The 22667-nt window shown below is 58.3% G+C and carries 25 protein-coding genes; 5 read left to right on the forward strand and 20 right to left on the reverse strand.

The window, feature by feature from the left end:
• Positions 1 to 29: 29 nt before the first annotated feature.
• From I9H09_RS19455 to rplM, 4 genes are all read right to left on the reverse strand, one after another.
• The gene (locus tag I9H09_RS19455) at positions 30 to 440 is read right to left on the reverse strand and encodes a ClpXP protease specificity-enhancing factor (RefSeq protein ID WP_005890148.1); all 411 of its coding nucleotides are present in this window, start codon (positions 438 to 440) and stop codon (positions 30 to 32) included.
• Between the two features lie 17 nt (positions 441 to 457).
• Positions 458 to 1075, reverse strand: a complete 618-nt coding sequence (locus I9H09_RS19460) for a glutathione S-transferase N-terminal domain-containing protein (protein ID WP_005890147.1) — start codon at positions 1073 to 1075, stop codon at positions 458 to 460.
• A gap of 279 nt (positions 1076 to 1354) precedes the next feature.
• Complete coding sequence (rpsI, locus tag I9H09_RS19465; RefSeq protein WP_002555064.1) at positions 1355 to 1747, reverse strand: 30S ribosomal protein S9; 393 nt, start codon at positions 1745 to 1747, stop codon at positions 1355 to 1357.
• Between the two features lie 14 nt (positions 1748 to 1761).
• Positions 1762 to 2190 carry a 50S ribosomal protein L13 gene (gene rplM / locus I9H09_RS19470; RefSeq protein ID WP_002555065.1) on the reverse strand — a complete coding sequence of 143 codons (429 nt, stop codon included), beginning with the start codon at positions 2188 to 2190 and terminating at the stop codon, positions 1762 to 1764.
• Positions 2191 to 2683: 493 nt separating this feature from the next.
• On the opposite strand from rplM, the gene I9H09_RS19475 reads away from it, so the two are divergent.
• Entirely contained in the window at positions 2684 to 3604 is a 921-nt protein-coding gene (locus I9H09_RS19475; protein WP_162234344.1) for a GlxA family transcriptional regulator, read from the forward strand.
• A 19-nt stretch (positions 3605 to 3623) separates the two neighbouring features.
• On the opposite strand, the gene zapE is transcribed toward I9H09_RS19475, so the two are convergent.
• The 3 genes from zapE to I9H09_RS19490 all read right to left on the reverse strand — a co-directional run bounded on the left by zapE (position 3624) and on the right by I9H09_RS19490 (position 6798).
• Positions 3624 to 4718: a cell division protein ZapE gene (zapE, locus tag I9H09_RS19480; protein ID WP_005890143.1), complete on the reverse strand. Its 1095-nt coding sequence runs from the start codon at positions 4716 to 4718 to the stop codon at positions 3624 to 3626.
• Positions 4719 to 4779: 61 nt separating this feature from the next.
• On the reverse strand, positions 4780 to 6129 hold the full coding sequence (locus I9H09_RS19485; protein ID WP_122347392.1) for a tryptophan--tRNA ligase: 1350 nt from the start codon (positions 6127 to 6129) through the stop codon (positions 4780 to 4782).
• A 39-nt stretch (positions 6130 to 6168) separates the two neighbouring features.
• On the reverse strand, positions 6169 to 6798 hold the full coding sequence (locus I9H09_RS19490) for an alpha/beta hydrolase (RefSeq protein WP_005890141.1): 630 nt from the start codon (positions 6796 to 6798) through the stop codon (positions 6169 to 6171).
• Positions 6799 to 6943: 145 nt separating this feature from the next.
• On the opposite strand from I9H09_RS19490, the gene I9H09_RS19495 reads away from it, so the two are divergent.
• Complete coding sequence (locus tag I9H09_RS19495; RefSeq protein WP_005890140.1) at positions 6944 to 7387, forward strand: Z-ring associated ZapG family protein; 444 nt, start codon at positions 6944 to 6946, stop codon at positions 7385 to 7387.
• A gap of 340 nt (positions 7388 to 7727) precedes the next feature.
• Here the strand turns inward: I9H09_RS19495 and cysN are convergent, their stop codons facing one another.
• The 3 genes from cysN to I9H09_RS19510 form a co-directional block, all read right to left on the reverse strand.
• Entirely contained in the window at positions 7728 to 9626 is a 1899-nt protein-coding gene (gene cysN / locus I9H09_RS19500) for a sulfate adenylyltransferase subunit CysN (RefSeq protein WP_055003479.1), read from the reverse strand.
• Between the two features lie 12 nt (positions 9627 to 9638).
• On the reverse strand, positions 9639 to 10556 hold the full coding sequence (gene cysD / locus I9H09_RS19505; RefSeq protein ID WP_005889074.1) for a sulfate adenylyltransferase subunit CysD: 918 nt from the start codon (positions 10554 to 10556) through the stop codon (positions 9639 to 9641).
• A 144-nt stretch (positions 10557 to 10700) separates the two neighbouring features.
• Complete coding sequence (locus I9H09_RS19510; RefSeq protein WP_005889073.1) at positions 10701 to 11459, reverse strand: Nif3-like dinuclear metal center hexameric protein; 759 nt, start codon at positions 11457 to 11459, stop codon at positions 10701 to 10703.
• A 111-nt stretch (positions 11460 to 11570) separates the two neighbouring features.
• Here I9H09_RS19510 and algW point away from each other — a divergent pair, with 111 nt between their 5' ends.
• On the forward strand, positions 11571 to 12731 hold the full coding sequence (algW, locus tag I9H09_RS19515; RefSeq protein ID WP_005889072.1) for a Do family serine endopeptidase AlgW: 1161 nt from the start codon (positions 11571 to 11573) through the stop codon (positions 12729 to 12731).
• A 124-nt stretch (positions 12732 to 12855) separates the two neighbouring features.
• On the opposite strand, the gene hisC is transcribed toward algW, so the two are convergent.
• From hisC to I9H09_RS19565, 10 genes are all read right to left on the reverse strand, one after another.
• On the reverse strand, positions 12856 to 13908 hold the full coding sequence (hisC, locus tag I9H09_RS19520) for a histidinol-phosphate transaminase (RefSeq protein WP_122347393.1): 1053 nt from the start codon (positions 13906 to 13908) through the stop codon (positions 12856 to 12858).
• Positions 13908 to 15254 carry a histidinol dehydrogenase gene (gene hisD / locus I9H09_RS19525; RefSeq protein ID WP_024668802.1) on the reverse strand — a complete coding sequence of 449 codons (1347 nt, stop codon included), beginning with the start codon at positions 15252 to 15254 and terminating at the stop codon, positions 13908 to 13910. The genes hisC and hisD overlap by 1 nt, the downstream gene beginning before the upstream one ends.
• A gap of 123 nt (positions 15255 to 15377) precedes the next feature.
• Positions 15378 to 16013 (reverse strand): ATP phosphoribosyltransferase, encoded by a 636-nt coding sequence (hisG, locus tag I9H09_RS19530; RefSeq protein ID WP_122347394.1) that lies wholly within the window; start codon positions 16011 to 16013, stop codon positions 15378 to 15380.
• Between the two features lie 150 nt (positions 16014 to 16163).
• Positions 16164 to 17429, reverse strand: a complete 1266-nt coding sequence (gene murA / locus I9H09_RS19535) for a UDP-N-acetylglucosamine 1-carboxyvinyltransferase (RefSeq protein ID WP_005889067.1) — start codon at positions 17427 to 17429, stop codon at positions 16164 to 16166.
• 22 nt (positions 17430 to 17451) lie between these two features.
• Positions 17452 to 17691, reverse strand: a complete 240-nt coding sequence (locus I9H09_RS19540) for a BolA family protein (RefSeq protein ID WP_005889065.1) — start codon at positions 17689 to 17691, stop codon at positions 17452 to 17454.
• Between the two features lie 114 nt (positions 17692 to 17805).
• Complete coding sequence (locus I9H09_RS19545) at positions 17806 to 18111, reverse strand: STAS domain-containing protein (protein WP_005889063.1); 306 nt, start codon at positions 18109 to 18111, stop codon at positions 17806 to 17808.
• Complete coding sequence (locus I9H09_RS19550) at positions 18108 to 18758, reverse strand: MlaC/ttg2D family ABC transporter substrate-binding protein (RefSeq protein WP_005889061.1); 651 nt, start codon at positions 18756 to 18758, stop codon at positions 18108 to 18110. The genes I9H09_RS19545 and I9H09_RS19550 overlap by 4 nt, the downstream gene beginning before the upstream one ends.
• 10 nt (positions 18759 to 18768) lie before the next feature.
• Positions 18769 to 19236, reverse strand: a complete 468-nt coding sequence (gene mlaD / locus I9H09_RS19555) for an outer membrane lipid asymmetry maintenance protein MlaD (protein ID WP_005889059.1) — start codon at positions 19234 to 19236, stop codon at positions 18769 to 18771.
• Entirely contained in the window at positions 19236 to 20033 is a 798-nt protein-coding gene (mlaE, locus tag I9H09_RS19560; protein WP_005889057.1) for a lipid asymmetry maintenance ABC transporter permease subunit MlaE, read from the reverse strand. Before mlaE ends, mlaD begins: the two co-directional genes overlap by 1 nt.
• Complete coding sequence (locus tag I9H09_RS19565) at positions 20033 to 20842, reverse strand: ATP-binding cassette domain-containing protein (RefSeq protein ID WP_005889055.1); 810 nt, start codon at positions 20840 to 20842, stop codon at positions 20033 to 20035. Before I9H09_RS19565 ends, mlaE begins: the two co-directional genes overlap by 1 nt.
• Before the next feature lie 304 nt (positions 20843 to 21146).
• Here I9H09_RS19565 and I9H09_RS19570 point away from each other — a divergent pair, with 304 nt between their 5' ends.
• Both I9H09_RS19570 and I9H09_RS19575 read left to right on the forward strand, forming a co-directional pair.
• Positions 21147 to 22121 carry a KpsF/GutQ family sugar-phosphate isomerase gene (locus I9H09_RS19570; RefSeq protein WP_024668801.1) on the forward strand — a complete coding sequence of 325 codons (975 nt, stop codon included), beginning with the start codon at positions 21147 to 21149 and terminating at the stop codon, positions 22119 to 22121.
• Positions 22121 to 22660 (forward strand): KdsC family phosphatase, encoded by a 540-nt coding sequence (locus I9H09_RS19575; RefSeq protein ID WP_024690099.1) that lies wholly within the window; start codon positions 22121 to 22123, stop codon positions 22658 to 22660. The genes I9H09_RS19570 and I9H09_RS19575 overlap by 1 nt, the downstream gene beginning before the upstream one ends.
• The last annotated feature ends 7 nt before the right edge of the window (positions 22661 to 22667 follow it).

The following is a 22667-nucleotide window of genomic DNA, read 5'->3' on the forward strand; positions in this document are numbered from 1 at the left end:
GAAAAAGGCGATCCGAGGATCGCCTTTTTTTATTTCACCACTTTCAGACTCGGCCTGCCGCTTGGACGCGGCGGCTCGCTGTCTGGCGGCGTATCGTCTTCGATCTCGACATCATCAGCCTCTTCCATGGAAGGCTCCAGATCGAAAACCATGCCCTGCCCATTCTCCCGGGCATAAATACCCAGAATGGCGGCAACCGGCACGAAAAGCGTATGCGGCACGCCGCCGAAGCGGCCTTCAAAGCTGACAGCTTCGTTATCCATGTGCAGATGACGCACTGCACTGGGCGACACGTTCAGGACAATCTGACCATCATTGGCAAACCCCTGCGGGACCTGCACAGCGGGATACTCCGCATTGACCAGCACATGCGGGGTGCAATCGTTATCGACGATCCACTCATAGAGAGCGCGAACAAGATAAGGGCGACTGGAGTTCATTAACGGCTCCTTAAGCCTTAGCGCATTTCACGTTCGGCAGCAGACAGACTCGCCTGAAAAGCCTCACGCGCAAATTGGCGCTCCATGTAATCAAGCAACGGCTTGGCAGGCCGCGGCAGTTCAATACCCAAAATCGGCAAACGCCAGAGTATGGGGAGTAGACAGCAGTCAACAAGACTTAGCTCGTCGCTCATGAAAAAAGCTTTTTCCGCAAACAGCGGGGAAACCCCCGCCAGACTTTCACGCAGCTCCTTGCGCGCCTGAACACGGGCCGGCTCTTTGCTGCGCGAGTCGAGAATCAGGTCGACAAGACCGCACCAGTCACGCTGAATGCGATGGATCAACAGACGGCTGTTGGCACGAGTGACAGGATAGACAGGCAACAAGGGTGGATGCGGATAACGCTCATCCAGGTATTCCATCACCACCGTCGACTCGTACAACGCCAGGTCACGATCGACCAGGGTAGGTACGCTGCCGTACGGATTGACTTCAATGAGCTGCGGCGGGTGCCGACCTGCAACAACCTCAATGATTTCGGCGCTGACACCTTTCTCCGCGAGCACGATGCGCACGCGATGGGAATAGTGGTCGGCGGGGTCGGAGTAACAGGCCAACCGGTTGGTCACGCCCATGGCGATCCTCCTCGCTTGTTAAAATTTATCGGACAGACGAACGAACGCGCCTCATGGGCGCCTCCGATAATGAACGCAACAGGACAGGTGTTCGTCGCGGGCGACAAGATAGCTCATTTAGCGAAGTAAATTCTTTAATCTTCGTCGACAGGCGCATAAACATCGCAATATCCACGTTGAACGCCCACCTTGGAAATACCTGACCAGTAAAAATTACACCCATAAAAAAACGCCCAGCCCCGCGAAGGGCTGGACGTTCTTTCTTGAACGAAGAGCGAATTAACGCTTCGAGTACTGCGGACGCTTACGCGCCTTACGCAGACCGACTTTCTTACGTTCAACTTCACGAGCATCGCGAGTCACGAAGCCTGCTTTACGCAGAGCACCGCGCAGCGTCTCGTCGTACTGCATCAGAGCGCGAGTGATACCGTGGCGGATTGCGCCAGCCTGACCACTTACGCCGCCACCGATAACGGTGACGTAGATGTCGAACTTTTCAACGGTCTCGGTCAATTCCAGGGGCTGACGAACTACCATGCGGGCAGTTTCGCGGCCGAAGAAGTTGTCCAGGGAGCGGTTGTTGATCGAGATGTTACCAGTACCCGGACGCAGGAAAACGCGAGCGGTTGCGGTCTTGCGACGGCCAGTGCCGTAATTTTGAGTCGCCGACATAATGAACTATTCCGTTAAAACTTCAGTTCTTGGGGCTGCTGAGCAGTATGAGGGTGTACAGCGCCCGCATAGACTTTCAGCTTACGATACATGTCGCGACCCAGCGGGTTTTTAGGCAGCATGCCTTTGACCGCGGTCTCGATCACGCGCTCAGGAGCTTTGGCGATCAGCTTTTCGAAGTTGATCGACTTGATCCCGCCCGGAAAACCGGAGTGTGAGTAGTAGATCTTGTCGGTGGTCTTGGCACCAGTAACGCGGATCTGCTCGGCATTGATCACGACGATGTAGTCGCCGGTGTCAACGTGCGGAGTGTATTCCGGTTTGTGCTTGCCACGCAGACGGCTCGCGATTTCGGTGGCCAGACGACCCAGGGTCTGACCAGCAGCGTCGACGACGAACCAGTCGCGCTTAACTGTTTCCGGTTTAGCAGTAAAAGTTTTCATTCTTTATAGCCTCAGGGGCCGCCCTGAAAATTAGACGGCGGATCTTACTGAATAGTGCGTACTTTGACAAGTCAAAGGCAGCCGGAAACAGACGCTATCGGGGGCTCGGGTCAGCGCGTCCGTTATACGGCAAGATTCTTCGGCAGACGGCGCATCACTTCCACTGCAAAGAGCTGGCGGATTATACAGACTGCGAAAATAACCTCAACCGGATTTTTTGTTCACACTCTGTTTATTGCCCACGAGGTGGTTATTGGCGGATATTCCCCGGATTAGCACAAGGCCATCATCGCAGATCCGCAAGGGCCGCACCGTGAGGCCACTGGACACGCCTGGCAAAAAATAAGACGATCCAGCCGCTGCTTGACCATTTACCCATATAAGAATAACGATTATGCCGATCCGACACGCCACCCCTCTGCGCCGCGTCAGCATCCTGACCACCGACAAGATGTTCGCGTCGACCGTCATGCAGGCCAAGGACTTCTTCCATCTGGCCAGCCTGCGCTACAGCAAGCAATTGGGCCATGGCCTGATACCCGCCTTTGAAACGCGCCTGATCAGCCCGGACGGCCAGCCTGTCAACAGTTTCAGCGACGTAACGCTGCCGGTCGACGGCGCGCTTTGCCAGAGCGACATAATCGTCATCCCGGCGTTCTGGGACGACTTCGACACGCTGTGCCAGCGCTATCCGCAGGTACTGCCCTGGCTGCGCGAACAGCATGCCAACGGTGCTGTGATATGCGGCGAGGCCACGGGGGTCTACTGGCTCGCCGAGGCCGGGCTGCTGGATGGCAAGGAAGCCACGACCTATTGGCGCTTCTTCAGTGCATTCGCCGAGCGCTACCCCAACGTGCTGCTCAACCATGATAAACACCTGACTGACGCAGACAACGTGTACTGCGCAGGCGGAACCACATCAGCCTGCGACCTGTATATTTACCTGATCGAGCGATTCTGCGGTGCCAACGTCGCTCAGGCTGTAGCCCGGGATATTCTTTATGAAGTGCGCCGCACCTACTCGCCCGGCCGGATCGGCTTTGGCGGGCAGAAGCTGCATCAGGATGTCGTGATTCTGCAGATCCAGCACTGGCTCGAAGACCACTTCGCCGACAAGTTCCGCTTTGAAGACGTGGCCCGCGAGCACGGCATGAGCATTCGCAATTTCATGCGCCGCTTCCAGACTGCAACAGGTGACAAGCCGCTGCATTACCTGCAAAGACTGAGAATAGAAACGGCAAAAGGGTTGTTGTCAGGCACTCGAAAGAGCATCAAGACCATCAGCTATGAGGTGGGCTATGACGACGCCAGCTTCTTCGCGCGCCTGTTCCGCCAGCACACCGGGCTGTCACCCAATCAGTACCGGCAGCAGTTCGAGAGCCCCAGGCTTCACGCTGTGAGCGAGAAGCCTTAGCCAGATCTCTTACGGCGATTCAGGCCCTGTGCGCCCGCGAGAGGAACTCGTGGGACTGCATTTCCAGCAGACGGCTGAGCGTGCGCTGGAACTCGAACATCAATCGACCGCCGGTGTACAGGTCCTTCAGCTCGACTTCAGCCGAGATGATCAGCTTGACGTTGCGATCGTAGAACTCGTCGACCATGTTGATGAAGCGTCGGGCGATGTCATCGGTGGCAACGTCCATCTGCTCGACACCGCTGAGCAGCACGGCGTGGAATATCTTGCCCAGCTCGATGTAATCGTTTTGGCTACGAGGGCCGTCGCACAGCTCGCGAAAATCGAACCACGCAACGTCGTCACAAGTGCGCAGGGCGCGAATCTCGCGATTTTCGATCATCAGCACATCGTTTTCGATGGTCTCGGCGCAATCCGGCGTCAGCGCCTTGAAGCTCTTGCGCATGCTTTCCTGCGCGGCCTCATTGAGCGGGAAGTGGAACAGCTCGGCCTGCTCGAGGTGACGCAGACGATAGTCGACACCGCTGTCGACGTTGACGATATCGGTGTTCTGCTTGATCAGCGCAATGGCCGGCAGAAAACGCGCACGTTGCAGGCCGTCCTTGTACAGACCATCGGGAACGATGTTGGACGTTGCCACCAGCGTCACGCCATTTTTGAACAGTTCTTCCATCAGCGTGCCGAGAATCATGGCGTCAGTGATGTCGGAGACAAAGAACTCGTCAAAGCAGATGACTCGCGCCTCGTCGGAAAAACGCCTGGCGATGATCGTCAGCGGGTTTTTCTCGCCCTTGAGGGTCTTCATCTCTTCGTGTACGCGCTTCATGAAACGGTGGAAGTGGGTACGGACCTTCTCCTTGAATGGCAGCGCTTCGAAGAACGTATCAACCAGATACGTCTTGCCGCGACCCACGCCACCCCAGAAATACAGGCCTTTTACCAGAGTCGGCTCTTTCTTGCCGAACAGCTTGCCGAACAGGCCAGGCTTGCTGTCGTGAGCGGCGACCAGATCGTCGTACAGGCGCTGCAGATGACGCACGGCGTTTTCCTGCGCGGCATCATGGAAGAAGTCCGGGCGTTTCAGATCAGCTTGATATCGTTCTAGGGGCGTCATATTCGTTAGCAGGGCAACAAAAACGGGTCGTCACTGTAGCGACGACCCCAGGGATTGGCAATCAGTCCTGTTGAGGAGCGAGTGCCAGCTTGAGGGTCTGAATGGCGTTGTCACGCGCAGCAGCATCGGCGAATACCGGGCTATCGGCCACACATTCGCCATCCAGCCACAGGGTAAAACGGTCGTTTTCACTGCGCAGGTCGAGCTCACCTCCCTGCTGCAGTTGCTTGCTGACAAGGCCGGCAGCCTTGCCGTCTGCGAAATTGCGCGACAACAGCAACTGCTCGCCATCAGCCGCCAACAGGCGAAAACGGAAGCTGCCGTCGTCTTCACGGAAGCTGACGAAACGAGCGCCCTTGGCGGTTTTTTTCTTGCCGGTGTCGGCGTTCTGCACGACGGTACGAAACGAGCGCAGGCCAACGGCCTCACGCAACTCCTCAAGGAACGGGGTAGCAACGCTACGGGCTTTCTGGGCACCGGCGAGCAGGATGTCTTCGAGGTCAGCCGGGCGTTCGATCAGCCTCAGGTAGTTCTCACGCGCTTCGCTCAACTGCGCATCGAGCAGGGTGAACAGGCGATTCTTCGCCTCACCCCACCCCAGGCCCTGCAACAGGTCGGAACGGAACCCGGCGCACTGCTCGGGCGTCGAGAACGCCTCATACAGGGTAAACAGGTGGGAGTTGTCCGGGTCCTTCGCTTCGCCGGGCGCGCGCGAGTCAGTGACGATGCGCGAGATAGCGTTTTTCATCTCCTTGGCGCTGCTGAACAACGGAATGGTGTTGTCGTAGCTCTTGGACATCTTGCGCCCATCCAGCCCCGGCAGCGTGGCAACGCTCTCCTCGATCAGCGCTTCGGGCATGACGAAGAACTCTTTGCCATTGCCGAACAGGTGGTTGAAGCGCTGACCGATGTCACGGGCCATTTCCACATGCTGGATCTGGTCGCGACCCACCGGAACCTGATGCGCATTGAACATCAGAATGTCGGCGGCCATCAGCACCGGATAGCTGTAAAGGCCCATGGTGATGCCCGCGTCCGGGTCTTCGCCGCCTTCCACGTTCTTGTCTACCGAGGCCTTGTAAGCATGGGCGCGGTTGAGCAGGCCCTTGGCCGCCACACAGGTGAGCAGCCAGGTCAGTTCCGGAATTTCCGGAATGTCCGACTGGCGATAGAAGGTTACGCGATCAACATCAAGACCGGCTGCCAGCCAGGTCGCTGCGATTTCCAGACGCGAACGCTGAATGCGCAACGGGTCATCGCACTTGATCAGCGCGTGGTAATCGGCCAGGAAATAGAACGAATCGAAATCACTCTGGCGACTGGCAACGATAGCCGGGCGAATCGCGCCCGCGTAGTTGCCCAGATGGGGAGTGCCGGTGGTCGTGATACCGGTCAGGATACGAGTGGTCATGGCAGGTCGCTTATCTAAAGGATGCAATACGGGCTGCAATCAGTTGGGAAGTCGCGGCAAGAGCAGATCTTTCAGATCAGTCAGCTTGCCGTGAAAAAAGTGTCCGCATTCTGCCACTTTCAGCAGCTCATGGGGGCGCTGCAACGCGGCAGACCACGCATAAACCGTTTCAGGGTCAATGACTTCATCAGCCTCTGGCTGAATGATCGTCAGCGGGCAGGTCTGTGGCAGCACACTTTGATCCTCGAGCCGTGAGGCCGCTGCCGCAATCAGAAACAGGTGCGTCAGTTTTTCACCCTGCGCCTCGAGCCTTCCGCCCAGATTTGCGGCAACATAACCGCCGAACGAAAAGCCGAACAGCGTCATTGGCAGATCAGGGTGTTGCGCTCTTAACCATTGAGCTGCGGCCTGAGCATCATCGATCTCGCCAGGCCCGGCAACCGAGGTACCGGCACTGGCACCCACGCCGCGATAATTGAAGCGTAACGTGATAAGGCCCTGGTCCCGTGCGGTACGCTGCAACGTCGACACGACTTTATTGAGCATCGTTCCGCCCTGGATCGGGTTAGGATGACAGATCAGCGCAACGCCTCGAGCGTCGGGCACATCCTGATACAGCGCTTCGAGCTGGCCTTCTGGGCCATCGATAAATAATGGGGTTTCACGCATGAGCAAAACAGAACTCCGTGACCTCGAAATGGGTCGACTCGTCTAGCTGATTGTCTGCGACTTGCATATCAACGACACGTCGCGGGTATACAGCGCAGGTTCGAGCCGTTAACGTAAAGCAAAGCCGTTTATAGAGGAAGGACTCGTGGAACACTCGCTCTTAGTCTGGTTGTTGCCGACACTCGCCCTGGTGGCAGGTGTCGTCATTGGTTTCCTGGTGGCACGCCTGCTGCCCAACACCGTTCCGAACAGCACCCAGCGCCAGCTGGACAACATTCAGGAACGTTTCGATACCTATCAGAACGAGGTAGTCACGCATTTCAACAGCACGGCCAACCTGGTGCAAAAGCTTTCGCAGAGCTATCAGGATGTTCAGGAACACCTTGCCGAGGGCGCCAACCGCCTGGCGCTTGACGAGCTGACACGCCAGCGCCTGCTCGCAGCCCTGCACCCAGAGGCCAATCATGCGCACCGCGATCATCGCGACCGCCTGACCCCTCCGCGCGATACCGAAACGCCGAAGGATTACGCGCCTAAGTCGCCTAATTCTCCTGGCATGCTCGACGAGCATTACGGTTTGAAAAAGTAAGCGTTACCGCAACGCAAAAGCCCGCCGCAGAGAACACCTGCGACGGGCTTTTTTGTGGAAGTAAAAACTGCATCGGCTGCTGTACGCAGGGCGTGGGAACTTCAGGAGGTTACGACGGCTGCGATGGGCTGCGAAGCGGCCCTGAAACGAGCCACCTTGGTTGTGCCTGATGTGCCGTAGACACCGATGTTGCTGCCGATTCCCGGCAATTCGCGGACAAGTCCGCTCCTACAGCAGTTCGTCGCCAAGCCCACTCCCACAAGATTGTGTGTAGGAGTGAGCTTGCTCGCCAAGGCGCCAGTACAGACGCTAGAGACTACCGGCCTGTCAACCGGCAGAACTAGATCGCGCCGCGGTTACGCAGCAGGTCCAGCACCTGCCTGACGCTTTCTTCCACGCTGAGTGTCTGCGTATCGACCACCAGATCGGCATTCAGTGGCACGTCATACGGGAAGGACTCACCAGGAATGTTGTCGCCATCAGCAGCGTACAGGCCTTGCGGGTCACGTTCACGGCAGACAGTCGGGGATGCCTGAACATAAACGGTGATCAGACGATCCTTGCCGATCAGCGCCTTGGCACGCTCGCGCCCCTCGGCATCCGGCGCGACAAAGGCAGCCAGTGTCAGCAGCCCCGCTTCATTGAACTGACGCGCCACGTGGGCGGCACGGCTCCAGTTTTCGGTACGACCGGCGCGATCCTGCGGCAAGCCCTTGTTCAGGTCATGACGCAGGTTCTGGCCGTCCAGCACGAACACCGCACGGCCCATGTCGAACAGCTTGCGCTCGACCGCGTACGCCAGCGTGCTTTTGCCCGCGCCGGACAGGCCACTGAACAGCACGGTGGCTGGCTGCTGACCGAAACGCTGTGCACGCTCCTCGGTAGAAACGTGAGCCAGCTCGCCATGATGCTGCGAACCGCCGCCCGACACAGGCTTGGCGATGATCATGCCTGCCGCGACAGTGCCATTGGTCAGGCGATCGATAACGATAAACGAGCCCGTGGTGCGGTTGCTGCTGTAACCATCCAGCGCGATAGGCGCGTCCAGGCTGACTTTGACACGACCGATCTCGTTCAACTGCAACGAGCTGGCAGGGCCTTCTGCCAGCGTGTTCACATCGACCCGATGGGTGATGCTGGCAATAGAGCCCGGCACATAGCTGGTAGCGCGCTTGATGTCGTATTTCTTGCCCGGCAGCATCGGTTCTTCAGCCATCCATACCAGCATGGCGTCGAACGCATCGCTGACCTGCGGGACATTGTCGGCATGCACCAACAGGTCGCCGCGAGAAATATCGATTTCGTCTTCCATGGTCAGCGTCACGGCTTGACCCGGCCCCGCCTGCTCCAGCTCGCCTTCGAACGTGACAATGGACTTCACGCGGCTGCTTTTGCCTGAAGGCAGCACCACGATCTCGTCGCCCTTGTGCACGATGCCGCTGGCGAGCGTGCCGGCGAAACCACGGAAATTGAGGTTCGGGCGGTTGACGTACTGCACCGGGAAGCGCAGGTCGGTGTAGTTACGGTCGTTGGCGATTTCGACGGTTTCAAGGATTTCCATCAGCGACTGACCGGTATACCAAGGCGACCGTTCGCTCTTGTTCACCACGTTGTCGCCTTTAAGCGCCGACATCGGCACAAAGGCCATCGTGGTCGGCTTGAAGGCGATGCCTTCAGCGAACTTCAGGTAATCAGCCTTGATCGACTCGAATACGCTTTCATCGAAGCCGTTGAGGTCCATCTTGTTGATGGCCACGACGATGTGCTTGATGCCCAGCAGCGACGCGATATAGCTGTGACGACGCGTCTGGGTCTGCACGCCATAGCGCGCATCCACGAGGATGATCGCCAGGTCGCAGGTCGACGCGCCGGTGGCCATGTTGCGGGTGTATTGCTCGTGGCCGGGCGTGTCGGCAATGATGAACTTGCGCTTCGCCGTGGAGAAATAGCGATAAGCCACATCGATAGTGATGCCCTGCTCCCGCTCGGCCTGCAGGCCATCCACCAGCAACGCCAGATCGACATCGTCGCCGGTAGTGCCGGACTTCTTCGAGTCACGGGTAATGGCTTCCAGGTGATCTTCGTAGATCATCTTCGAGTCGTGCAGCAGACGCCCGATCAGCGTGCTCTTGCCGTCATCGACGTTGCCACAGGTTAGAAAGCGCAGCATTTCCTTGCGTTCGTGCTGGCCCAGATAGGCGAGGATGTCCTCGCTGATCAAATCAGATTGATGCGACATGTGACATCCTCCTTAGAAATAACCCTGACGTTTCTTTTCTTCCATCGAGCCGGCGCCGTCATGGTCAATGACCCGGCCCTGGCGTTCGGAAGTTCGCGTCAGCAGCATTTCCTGGATGATATCGGTCAGGCTGGTCGCATCGGACTCGACTGCACCGGTCAGCGGGTAGCAGCCCAGCGTACGGAAGCGGACCTTTTTCTTGACGATGCGCGACTTCTCTTCATCGGTCAGATGCTCGAGGATCCGATCGTCGTCGATCATGATCAGCGTGCCGTTCTTCTCGATCACATCGCGTTCGGCGGCGAAATACAGCGGCACGATCGGGATACCTTCGAGGTAGATGTACTGCCAGATATCCAGCTCGGTCCAGTTGGACAGCGGGAACACACGGATCGACTCGCCCTTGTTGACGTTGCCGTTATAAACATTCCACAGCTCGGGACGCTGGTTTTTAGGGTCCCAACGGTGCTTGCTGTCACGGAACGAATAAACGCGCTCTTTGGCCCGGGACTTCTCTTCGTCGCGACGTGCACCGCCGAATGCGGCGTCGAAACCATGCTTGTCCAGCGCCTGCTTGAGGCCCTCGGTCTTCATGATGTCGGTGTGCTTGGCACTGCCGTGGGTGAACGGGTTGATACCCTGCGCCACGCCGTCGGGGTTGATATGGGTGATCAGGTCCAGGCCCATCTCTTCGACCATCTGGTCACGGAAGCGATACATCTCCTGGAATTTCCAGCGTGTATCGACGTGCATGACCGGAAACGGCAGTTTGCCTGGGAAGAATGCCTTGCGCGCCAAGTGCAGCATCACGGCCGAATCCTTGCCGATCGAGTACAGCATCACCGGGTTATCGAACTCGGCGGCGACCTCGCGGATGATGTGGATGCTTTCCGCCTCCAGCTGTTTCAGATGCGTCAGTTTGTCAACCATGGCTACTCACGTTCGTTATGGGCCGGAAAACCGGGGCGGCCTGCGGGCCGTATTCGAGCCGGGCACTTTAACATGCGTGATATCGCTATTCAGCGATGCATCTAGATCGAAACGATCTATGCATATGCCCCGCTGATTGATCAGTCAGATCGGGTTCGGGCAGTCGATGAAGATATGCTCCAGGGCGAAACGGCGGGCCAGATAATCCCCCAGCGCCTGAACACCATAGCGCTCAGTAGCGTGATGACCGGCGGCGATAAAACTGATGTCGTTTTCCCGAGCACTGTGAAAGGTCTGCTCCGACGCTTCGCCACTGAGAAAAAGGTCCACGCCCTCCAGCACCGCCTGATCGATATAGCCCTGCCCGCCTCCGGTGCACCAGCCGACACGACGAACCATCGGGCTGCCCTCCACAAGTAACGGCTCGCGCCCCAGCGCATCCTGTACACGACGGGCGAAATCACGCGGGGTCATGGGCTCTGCCAAGGAACCGACCAGCCCGACAACGCGCGCGTTTTCCGGATCAAGCGGCCCTTCGACCGTAATGTCCAGCTGACGGGCGAGTTGCACGTTATTGCCCACCTCAGGATGCACATCCAGCGGCAGGTGATAGGCCAGCAGACTGATGTCGTGCTTGAGCAAGGTCTTCAGGCGACGCTGTTTCATGCCGACGACACAGGGGTTTTCGCCCTTCCAGAAATAACCGTGATGGACCAGGATCAGATCCGCCTGGGCGTCGACCGCGGCGTCCAGCAATGCCTGGCTGGCCGTCACGCCACTGACGATGCGCATGACCTGCGGGCGCCCCTCGACCTGAAGACCGTTGGGGCAGTAATCCTGAATCCGGGCGCTGTTCAGATAGCGGTCGGCTTCTTCGACCAGAGTGCTGAGAGCAACAGCCATAAAAGACTCCTAAATATGCAGTTCAGAGCTGCGTTGTACTCGTATAATGCCCGCCATTATGGCGCACCCGTGGCTAAACTTTCTGCGCCCGCAACCATCAGGACTTGTTCAATGCTCAAGGCACTGCGCTTTTTCGGCTGGCCATTGCTGGCCGGCGTGCTTATCGCCCTGCTGATTATTCAGCGCTATCCTCAATGGGTCGGCCTGCCGAGCCTGGACGTCAATCTTCAGCAGGCGCCACAGACCACCAATGTCATGCAAGGTCCGTCTTCATATGCCGATGCGGTAATCGCCGCAGCACCGGCAGTGGTCAACCTCTATACCACCAAGATGGTGAACAAAGGCAATAACCCTCTGTTCGAAGACCCACAGTTCCGGCGCTTCTTCGGCGATAACACGCCCAAGCAGAAGCGTATGGAGTCAAGCCTCGGCTCTGGCGTGATGATGAGTCCCGAAGGCTATATCCTGACCAACAACCATGTGACCACCGGTGCCGACCAGATTGTGGTGGCGCTCAAGGATGGCCGCGAAACCGTCGGCAGGGTGATCGGCAGCGATCCGGAAACCGATCTGGCGGTACTGAAGATTGACCTGAAAAACCTGCCAGCGATCACCATCGCACGCTCCGACGGCATTCGCATCGGTGATGTCGCTCTGGCCATCGGCAACCCGTTCGGCGTCGGCCAGACTGTGACCATGGGCATCATCAGCGCTACCGGGCGCAATCAACTGGGCCTCAACACTTACGAAGACTTCATTCAGACCGACGCCGCCATCAACCCCGGCAACTCGGGCGGCGCCCTGGTAGACGCCAGCGGCAACCTGATCGGCATCAACACTGCGATCTTTTCCAAATCGGGTGGTTCTCAGGGTATCGGCTTTGCCATTCCGACCAAGCTTGCGATGGATGTCATGAAGTCGATCATCGAACACGGCCAGGTCATTCGTGGCTGGCTGGGCATCGAAGTTCAACCACTGACGCCGGAGCTGGCCGAGTCGTTCGGATTGAAAGATCGCCCCGGCATTGTAGTGGCGGGCATCTTCCGCGACGGACCGGCGCAGAAGGCCGGGCTGCAGCTGGGTGACGTGATCCTGAGCATCAACGGCCAACCCGCCGGTGACGGCCGCCGCTCCATGAACCAGGTGGCGCGCACCAAGCCCAAGGACAAGATTGCCATCGACGTGATGCGCAACGGCAAGGAAATGCGCCTGAGCGCCGAAGTCGGCCTGCGTCCACCGCCTGCGCCTACCCCTGCAGAAGCGCCGGAGTAATGTGCTAGCGGCTGAAGCCCATGCTCCGCGCTTGGTGTTGTGCACAAACCCGCTTTTGATTCTGCCCGCTAACCAGCGGGCAGAAGCCTGAAGGCCCCGTTTCAGGACTGATCGGCGCTACCCCTTAAATCCCGCTCAGGCCCTCCAGCAAAGCCTGATGCTGCTCTGGCGTACCAATGCTGATACGCAGGAACTGGGCAATACGTTGCTGCTTGAAGTGGCGCACGATCACGCCCTGCTCGCGCAGCTTTGCAGCCAGCGCAGCAGCGTCGTGTTGCGGATGGCGGGCGAAGATGAAGTTGGCAGCCGAGGGCAACACTTCAAAGCCTTTGTCCTGCAACTGCTCGACCAGCGCTTCACGACTTTCGATGACCTTGTTGCGCGTTGACTCGAAATGCTCGCGGTCGTCGAAAGCTGCCGCACCACCTGCGTTGGCCATACGGTCCAGCGGGTACGAGTTGAAGCTGTTCTTGACCCGCTCCAACGCCTCTATCAGGTCGGGATGCCCTACCGCGAGACCTACGCGCAGACCGGCCAGCGAGCGCGATTTGGACAAGGTCTGGGTGACCAGCAAATTGGGATAACGATCGACCAGCGTGATCGCAGTCTCGCCACCGAAGTCTATATACGCTTCGTCAACGACGACCACGGAGTCCGGGCTGGCCTTGATGATCTGCTCGACCTTGTCCAGACCCAGCAGGCAACCGGTGGGTGCATTCGGGTTGGGGAAAATGATCCCGGCGTTCGGCCGGGCGTAGTCTTCAGCACGGATCTGAAACTGCTCGTCCAGCGCCACCGTTTCGTAACCAATGCCATACAGGCCGCAATAAACCGGATAGAAGCTGTAGCTGATGTCCGGAAACAGCAGCGGCGCGTCGTGCTGGAACAACGCGTGAAAGATGTGCGCCAGCACCTCATCGGAGCCGTTGCCGAGAAATACCTGATTGGGCTGAACGCCGTAATAACCGGCAACAGCGTGCTTGAGCAGGTCGCTATTGGGGTCGGGATACAGACGCAATTCGTCGGTCAGCACCGCACGCATGGCCTCGATAGCCTTGGGCGACGGACCGTAGGGGTTCTCGTTGGTGTTGAGCTTGACCAGCTTGCTCAGCTTCGGTTGCTCGCCCGGCACGTAAGGCACGAGACTGCTGACGAAAGGGCTCCAGAATTTACTCATTATTTGCCGTCCTCGATGTTGCCAGCTTTCCAGTCAGGGTCAGTGATTCGGTATTCTGCGCTGCGGGCGTGGCCGCTCAATGACTCACCACGCGCCAGTACGGACGCTGTCTTGCCCAGCTCGGAGGCGCCCTGCGGCGAGCAATAGATGATCGACGAGCGCTTCTGGAAATCATACACACCCAGTGGCGATGAGAAGCGTGCTGTGCCGGAGGTCGGCAACACGTGGTTGGGGCCTGCGCAATAATCACCCAGCGCCTCGGAGGTGTGTCGCCCCATGAAGATCGCACCCGCGTGGCGAATATGCGGCAGCCAGGCTTCAGGGTCGGCGACGGACAACTCCAGGTGTTCAGGCGCGATACGGTTTGCCACTTCGATGGCTTGCGCCATGTCCGCCACCTTGATCAGCGCGCCACGGCCATTGATCGAGGTTTCGACAATCGCCGCCCGGTCCATCGTCGGCAACAGCCGGGTGATGCTGGCGGCTACCTTGTCGAGGAACTCGGCATCCGGGCTGACCAGAATGGCCTGGGCATCTTCGTCGTGCTCGGCTTGGGAAAACAGGTCCATGGCGATCCAGTCAGGGTCGGTCTGACCGTCGCACACCACTAGAATCTCGGACGGGCCCGCGATCATGTCGATACCGACCTGACCGAATACATGACGCTTGGCCGTGGCGACATAGATATTGCCAGGGCCGACGACCTTGTCGACTTTCGGCACGCTTTCAGTACCGTAGGCCAACGCCGCAACGGCCTGCGCACCACCAATGGTGAATACGCGATCCACACCGGCGATGCACGCTGCCGCCAGCACCAACTCGTTGATTTCACCACGCGGTGTCGGCACGACCATCACTACTTCGGTCACACCGGCAACTTTCGCCGGGATGGCATTCATCAGCACTGACGAGGGGTAAGAGGCCTTGCCTCCCGGTACATAAAGACCTGCACGATCGAGCGGCGTGACCTTCTGGCCCAGTACCGTGCCATCGGCCTCGGTGTAGCTCCAGGAGTCCTGCTTTTGCTTCTCGTGGTAGCTGCGCACGCGTTCCGCAGCCTTTTCAAGAGCTTCGCGCTGCACCGGTGTGATGCGGGTCAATGCCAGTTCCAGACGTTCGCGCGGCAAAATCAGGTCGGCCATCGACGCAACCTGCAGCCCGTCGAACTTCTGGGTGAATTCGACCAGCGCAGCATCGCCCCGCTCACGCACAGCCTTGATGATATCGAGCACGCGCTGGTTAACCGAGTCGTCAGACACACTCTCCCAGCTCAGCAGATGATCCAGATGTCGTGCGAAATCCGGGTCAGCAGCATCGAGTCGGCGAATTGCAGTGGGAGTGGTCATAACAGGGCCTCAATAATTGGCGGATGCTCAGGAGCCTAAAGCTACCAAGCTATCCGCGCAGGCACCTGAGAAATTTGGCTATGACACGGATAGCTGGACGCAACTCGAAGTTGCGTGGAGGGATCAGCTGCGGTGTCGAGACTCGACAGCCTTGCGCAAGGTGTCGATAAGGGCCTGGATGCGGGCGTGCTGCATTTTCATGGAAGCCTTGTTCACGACCAGCCGCGAGCTGATGTGAGCGATCAGCTCCTGCGGCTCTAGACCGTTGGCCCGCAAGGTATTGCCGGTGTCGACCACGTCGATGATCTTGTCTGCAAGACCGATCAACGGTGCCAGCTCCATGGAGCCGTAAAGCTTGATGATATCGACCTGACGCCCTTGCTCGGCGTAGTAACGCTTGGCGACATTAACGAACTTGGTGGCCACGCGCAGGCGCCCCTTGGGCTCCACCGCGCCGATGGCACCGGCAGTCATGAGCCTGCACTTGGCGATCTGCAGGTCCAGCGGCTCATACAGGCCCTGGCCGTTGTATTCCATCAACACATCCTTGCCCGCGACGCCCAGGTCGGCGGCACCATGCTCGACATACGTCGGCACATCGGTGGCACGCACGATCAGCAGACGCACGTCAGCCTGAGTCGTGGGGATGATGAGCTTGCGGCTCTTGTCCGGATTCTCGGTCGGCACGATGCCAGCTTCGGCGAGAAGCGGCAGGGTGTCGTCAAGAATGCGGCCCTTGGACAGTGCGATGGTCAACATGGGAAACGTCAGTCCTTATCAGGAAACCTTTGTCACGACGCAAACGGCGCGTGACAACCCTCGGCCCGAGGTCCGAGGTGAAACGAATCAGAAATCACACCCGCGACAGAACAGGCGGCCCCATGCCTTTGGCATCAGGGCCGCAGGTTGCTAGCCCGGAACGCGGCGGATCTTGGCGCCCAGCATTTGCAGCTTCTCTTCGATGCACTCGTAACCACGGTCTATATGGTAAATGCGATCGATCAACGTGTCGCCCTGAGCGACCAGCGCAGAAATCACCAGACTGGCCGATGCACGCAAGTCGGTCGCCATGACTGGCGCGCCCTTGAGCACTTCGGTACCGGTCACGATTGCAGTGTTGCCTTCGACCTGGATCTGGGCGCCCATGCGGTGCATTTCATACACGTGCATGAAGCGGTTTTCGAAAATGGTCTCGATAACCGCGCCCGTGCCTTCGGCAATGGCATTGAGCGAGATGAACTGCGCCTGCATGTCGGTTGGGAACGCAGGATAAGGCGCAGTGCGCACGTTGACGGCCTTCGGACGCTTGCCGTGCATGTTCAGCTCGATCCAGTCTTCACCGGTCGTGACTTCGGCACCGGCTTCCTGAAGCTTGAGCAGCACTGCTTCGAGGATGGTCGGATCGGTGTCCTTGACCTTGACGCGACCACCGGTAACGGCAGCGGCCACCAGGTAGGTGCCGGTCTCGATACGGTCAGGCATGACCTTGTAGGTGGCTGACCCCAGACGCTTGACGCCATCGATAGTGATGGTGTCGGTGCCTGCGCCGTGAATTTTTGCACCCATGGCGATCAGGAAGTTCGCCAGGTCGACAACCTCAGGCTCGCGAGCGGCGTTCTGAAGTACGCTACGGCCGTTGGCGAGGCTGGCAGCCATCATGATGTTTTCGGTACCGGTCACACTCACGGTGTCGAAGAAGAAGTGCGCACCGCGCAGACCGCCCTCTGGGGCCTTGGCCTTGATGTAACCACCTTCGACATCAATGATCGCGCCCATGGCCTCGAGGCCACGGATGTGCAGGTCGACCGGACGCGAGCCAATGGCACAACCGCCTGGCAGGGCCACTTCGGCCTCGCCAAAGCGAGCGACCATAGGCCCAAGCACCAGAATCGACGCACGCATGGTTTTCACCAGTTCGTACGGAGCCACCAGGGTCTTGATGGTACGAGCATCGATCTCGACGCTGAGTTTCTCGTCGATCACCGGCTCGATACCCATGCGACCGAACAGCTCGATCATGGTGGTGATGTCGTGCAGGTGGGGCAGGTTCTGAACGGTGACAGGCCCATCAGCCAGCAACGTGGCGGCAAGGATCGGCAGGGCAGAGTTCTTTGCCCCGGAAATGCGAATTTCGCCATCAAGACGAACGCCGCCGGTAATAATCAATTTATCCATTAGAGTCTCGACACCAATTGGCTCAGGTACGCTCGGCCCACGCAGCGCGGCTGAAAAATTTCATGGTCACCGCGTGGATGCTGCCATCGGCAATCCAGGGGTTCAGATGGGTGTAAATCTGCTGCTGACGCTTGACCGGGCTCAGGCCGGCCAACTCGTCACTGATGATATTCAGCTGGAAGTTACAGCCTTCGCCTTCGACTTCCACCTTGATTTCCGGCAGCTTTCCTTCAAGGAAGCTTTTAACTTCTACAGCCTGCATGCTTAACCTCGATCGGCGCTGTACGCGCGCGGGTCGGCCATCATACAAAAAAGCCCATGTTATGCGAAGCCCGACGAACGGGTCCCGGATAAAGGGCTTTCTCGATGATGCCTGTCAGTGGGTGTCCAGTAGCTCGGTAAGACCTGAAACACGGGCTATCTGGCGCATGTCTTCAGGCAGCGAGCGGACTGTAATCGACTTGCCTGCATCTCGCGCATCGCGCATGAAAGCAAGCAGCAATGCCAATCCTACACTGCTGGACTTCTCGACACCGGAACAATCAAGCGTCAGCTCGGGCAGGTCACCGGATTTGATCAGCGCCGCACCCTGCTTGCGCAATTGCGGTCCGGTACGGTAATCCAGCACCCCAATCAGCTTCAACTCGCCCGGGCCGGCCAGACGGACAGCGGCCTCGCTCATTGTGCCGGCTTCTGCGATGCGTCAACGGTGGACTTGGTCTTGGCAACCTCGCCCGCCCAGTTGTTGATCGTGGTGTCCAGATTATTGCCATTACGCTGCATGGCGTCGGCGAACTGATCACGGAACAGCTTGCCGATGTTGATACCGTTGATCACAACGTTACGGACTTTCCACTCGCCGTTCAGCTTCACCAGCGTGTAGGAAACCGGGTAAACGGCACCGTTGGAGCCCTTCACCTGCATGTCCACGCTGGTACGGTCGTCGCCTTCATCCTTGGCTGGCGCAACGGTGATGCCCTGATTGTTGAATTCAAGCAGTGCGTTTCCGTAGAACTGCATCAGGCTGCGCTTGAAGTTCTCTTCGAAGCGCTTTACTTGCTCAGGCGATGCCTTGCGCGAGTACTTGACGGTCATGATGCTTTTGGAAATGCCATCCGCATCCACCACCGGGCCCACAATGCGGTTCAGCGCATCGTAGAACGCGCTCGGGTTGGACTTGTACTCTTCACGATTGGTCGCGAGATCACTCAGCAGTTCCTTGGTGGTGCGTTCCACCAGATCATGGGCCGAGGGGGTCGCCGCAGCGTTGGCCAGCATAGGCAAAGCGGCCAGCAACACCAGCAGACCACGGCGCAGAATAGAGATCATTTGAAGCTCCTCACTTGGCGTCTTTACTTACTGTATTGAGCAGGAATTTTCCGATCAGGTCTTCAAGTACCAGAGACGATTGCGTGTCATGGATGGTCCCGCCATCCTTGAGAAGCTTATCATCGCCGCCAACACTGATGCCTATGTACTTTTCACCCAGCAGCCCGGCGGTCAGAATCGACGCGGTCGAGTCCGAAGGCAGGTTGTCGACCTTTTTCTGTATTTCCAGAGTGACACGACCTGTAAAGGTGTCGCGATCCAGATCGATCGCGGTCACCTTGCCGACAGTCACGCCAGCCATGCTGACCTTGGCTCTGACAGTCAAACCGGCCAGATTGTCGAAGTAGGCATAAAGTTTATAGGTGTCGGTGCTCGCGCTTGTGCTCAGACCACTGACTCGCAGGGCCAGCAGCAGCAGAGCCAGTATCCCGGCCAGCAGGAAAAGGCCGACACCGGTTTCGATGGCACGGTTTTGCATCAGAAATCTCCAAACATCAAGGCGGTCAAAATAAAGTCCAGTCCCAGCACGGCCAAGGAGGCATATACAACCGTCCTGGTTGTCGCGCGGCTGATCCCCTCGGAAGTAGGGTCGCAGTCATACCCTTGGAAAACGGCAATCCATGTCACCACGAAGGCAAATACGACGCTTTTGATCACCCCATTGAGCACATCGTTCGTGAAAGAAACGCTGTTCTGCATGTTCGACCAGAAAGAACCGTCATAGACTCCCAGCCAATCGATCGCTACCCAGGAAGCGCCCCAGATACCCACCACGCTGAAAATCATCGCCAGAATCGGCAACGAGATAAAACCGGCCCACAAGCGCGGCGCAACGATGTATTTGAGTGGATCGACGCCGATCATCTCAAGGCTCGACAATTGCTCGGTGGACTTCATGTTGCCGATCTCGGCGGTCAGTGCAGACCCTGCGCGACCGGCAAAGAGCAAGGCTGTGACCACCGGTCCCAGTTCGCGCAGCAACGTCAGGGCGACCATCTGACCGACGGCCTGCTCGGAACCGTATTTGGCAAGAATGCTGAAGCCCTGCAGCGCCAGCACCATCCCGATGAATACGCCGGAGACCACGATGATGACCAGAGACATCACACCGACGGAATACAGCTGCTTGATCAACAGCTGAAAACTGCTGCCAGCACCACCACGCCCCAGCAGGGCATGCACCAGAAAAAGGCCGGAGCGGCCCAGAACAGCAACGATATCGATGGCCGAACGTCCAAGCAGACGAACCCGGTCCATCAGTGACTTATTGCGCATCAGCGCTTCCCCAAAAGATCTTCGCGAAAATCCGGCGCCGGATAATGGAACGGCACAGGGCCATCGGGCTCGCCGGTCATGAATTGACGAATACGCGGATTGTCCGAGGACATCAGTTCCTGTGGCGTACCCTGCCCCAGCACTTGTCCATCGCCCACAACATAGAGATAGTCGGCGATGCTCGCCGTCTCGCTGAGGTCGTGAGACACCACGATACTGGTGATCCCCAACGCATCATTGAGCAGGCGGATCAGGCGCACCAGCACCCCCATTGCAATCGGGTCCTGCCCGACGAAAGGCTCGTCGTACATCAGGATCTGCGGGTCAAGGGCAATCGCACGAGCCAGCGCCACACGACGTTTCATGCCACCCGACAGCTCATCGGGCATCAGCTCTACCGCGCCGCGCAGGCCTACGGCCTGAAGCTTGAGCAGAACGATGTCGCGGATCATCTCTTCCGGCAGTTCGGTGTGCACACGCAATGGAAAGGCGACGTTTTCAAAAACGTCGAGATCGGTAAACAGCGCGCCGCTCTGGAACAGCACGCCCATCTGCTTGCGCGCGTCGAACAGGTCGCTGCGCGAAAGATCGGGCAGGTTCTGGCCGTTCACCCACACCTGGCCGGCGCTCGGGCGCAACTGAGCGCCCATCAGGCGCAGCAAGGTAGTCTTGCCACAGCCAGACGGCCCCATTATTCCCGTGACCTTGCCGCGTGGAATACGAATATCGACGTCATTAAAAATGGTGCGCGTACCGCGTTTGAAAGACACACCTTTCAACTCGACCGCATAGGCGTCATCAGAACTCATCTAAACTCCTTGCGATACAGCATCCGCCCTCGGCCACTGAACAGTGGCGGCAGACAAGCTGCCCAGGCAGTCCGAACAAGCCGCGAACTATATCACCGCAGCCAACCGCCCCCAAGAAGAGAACCGACCGGTTCAGGTATTCGCTAAAATATTCTGTACCACAATGTTATGGTCACAGGCTTGAATACAGACCCGCAGTCGCGTAGGAAATTCGTTTAAAAACAACACAACGACGATCAGACGTGAGGGAATCGTTCATTACCGCTATAATCGCCGCCTTTCAGCAGGCTGACCCTTTCCAGACATGAACCAATCCAGTGATCTGATCCACTCGGCGCAACGCACCATTCGTCTCGAGATAGAAGCCATGCAAGGCTTGCTTGAGCGCCTGGACGGGGATTTCGTGCGAGCGTGCGAAATGATCCTGGCCAGCAAAGGGCGGGTTGTGGTGGTCGGCATGGGCAAGTCCGGACACGTTGGCAACAAGATCGCAGCCACACTGGCAAGCACCGGCACCACGTCTTTTTTCGTGCATCCGGCCGAAGCCAGTCACGGCGACATGGGCATGATCACCCGCGATGACATCATTCTGGCGCTGTCCAACTCCGGCAGCACCAACGAGATCGTAACCCTGCTGCCTCTCATCAAACGGTTGGGCATCAAGATGATCAGCCTGACCGGCGACCCCGATTCGATTCTGGCCAAGGCCGCAGACATCAACCTGAATGCCCACGTGGCGCATGAGGCCTGCCCGCTCAACCTTGCGCCGACTTCTTCTACCACCGCCGCACTGGTCATGGGCGACGCCCTGGCTGTGGCGCTGCTCGACGCACGAGGCTTTACTGCCGAAGACTTCGCGTTCTCTCATCCGGGTGGCGCACTTGGCCGACGCCTGCTGCTCAAGGTCGAGAACGTCATGCACTCCGGTGACGCGCTGCCCAGCGTCCAGCGCGGCACCCTGCTCAGGGACGCGCTGCTGGAAATGACCCGCAAAGGCCTGGGCATGACTGCCATTCTGGAAGCCGACGGCACCCTCGCCGGCATATTCACGGACGGCGACCTGCGCAGAACGCTGGACCGCCCTGTCGATATCCGCCAGACCACCATCGATGACGTCATGACGGTTCACGGCAAGACCGTGCACGCAGAGATGCTTGCCGCCGAAGCACTTAAAATCATGGAAGACCACAAGATCGGCGCTCTGGTTGTCGTAGACCGGAACGACCGGCCTGTGGGCGCATTCAACCTGCAGGATCTCTTGCGCGCAGGCGTCATGTAATGGATACCGAAACGATGACACAGGATCTCATGCAACGCGGCAAGGCTATCAAGCTGGCCGTTTTCGACGTCGACGGCGTACTGACTGACGGTCGTCTTTACTTCCTGGAAGATGGCAGCGAAATAAAGACTTTCAGCACACTGGACGGCCAGGGCATAAAAATGCTGATAGCCTCGGGCGTTACTACTGCCATTATCAGCGGCCGTAAAACGTTGATCGTCGAGCGCCGCGCGAAGAGCCTGGGCATCGCGCACCTGTTTCAAGGGCGTGAAGACAAGCTGGTGGTACTGGATCAATTGCTGGCCGAGTTGAAACTTGATTACGAACAAGTCGCCTATCTGGGCGATGATCTGCCAGACTTGCCAGTCATTCGACGCGTCGGTCTGGGCATGGCCGTCGCCAACGCGGCAGGTTTTGTACGCGAGCATGCACACGGGATAACCAAAGCGCGAGGCGGCGAAGGCGCTGCACGCGAATTCTGCGAACTGATTCTGAGTGCGCAAGGCAACCTTGAAGCGGCTCACTCCGCCTATTTATAGAAGCCAT

The sequence above is a fragment of the Pseudomonas tremae genome (assembly GCF_023278125.1).
Classification (GTDB): Bacteria; Pseudomonadota; Gammaproteobacteria; order Pseudomonadales; family Pseudomonadaceae; genus Aquipseudomonas; species Aquipseudomonas tremae.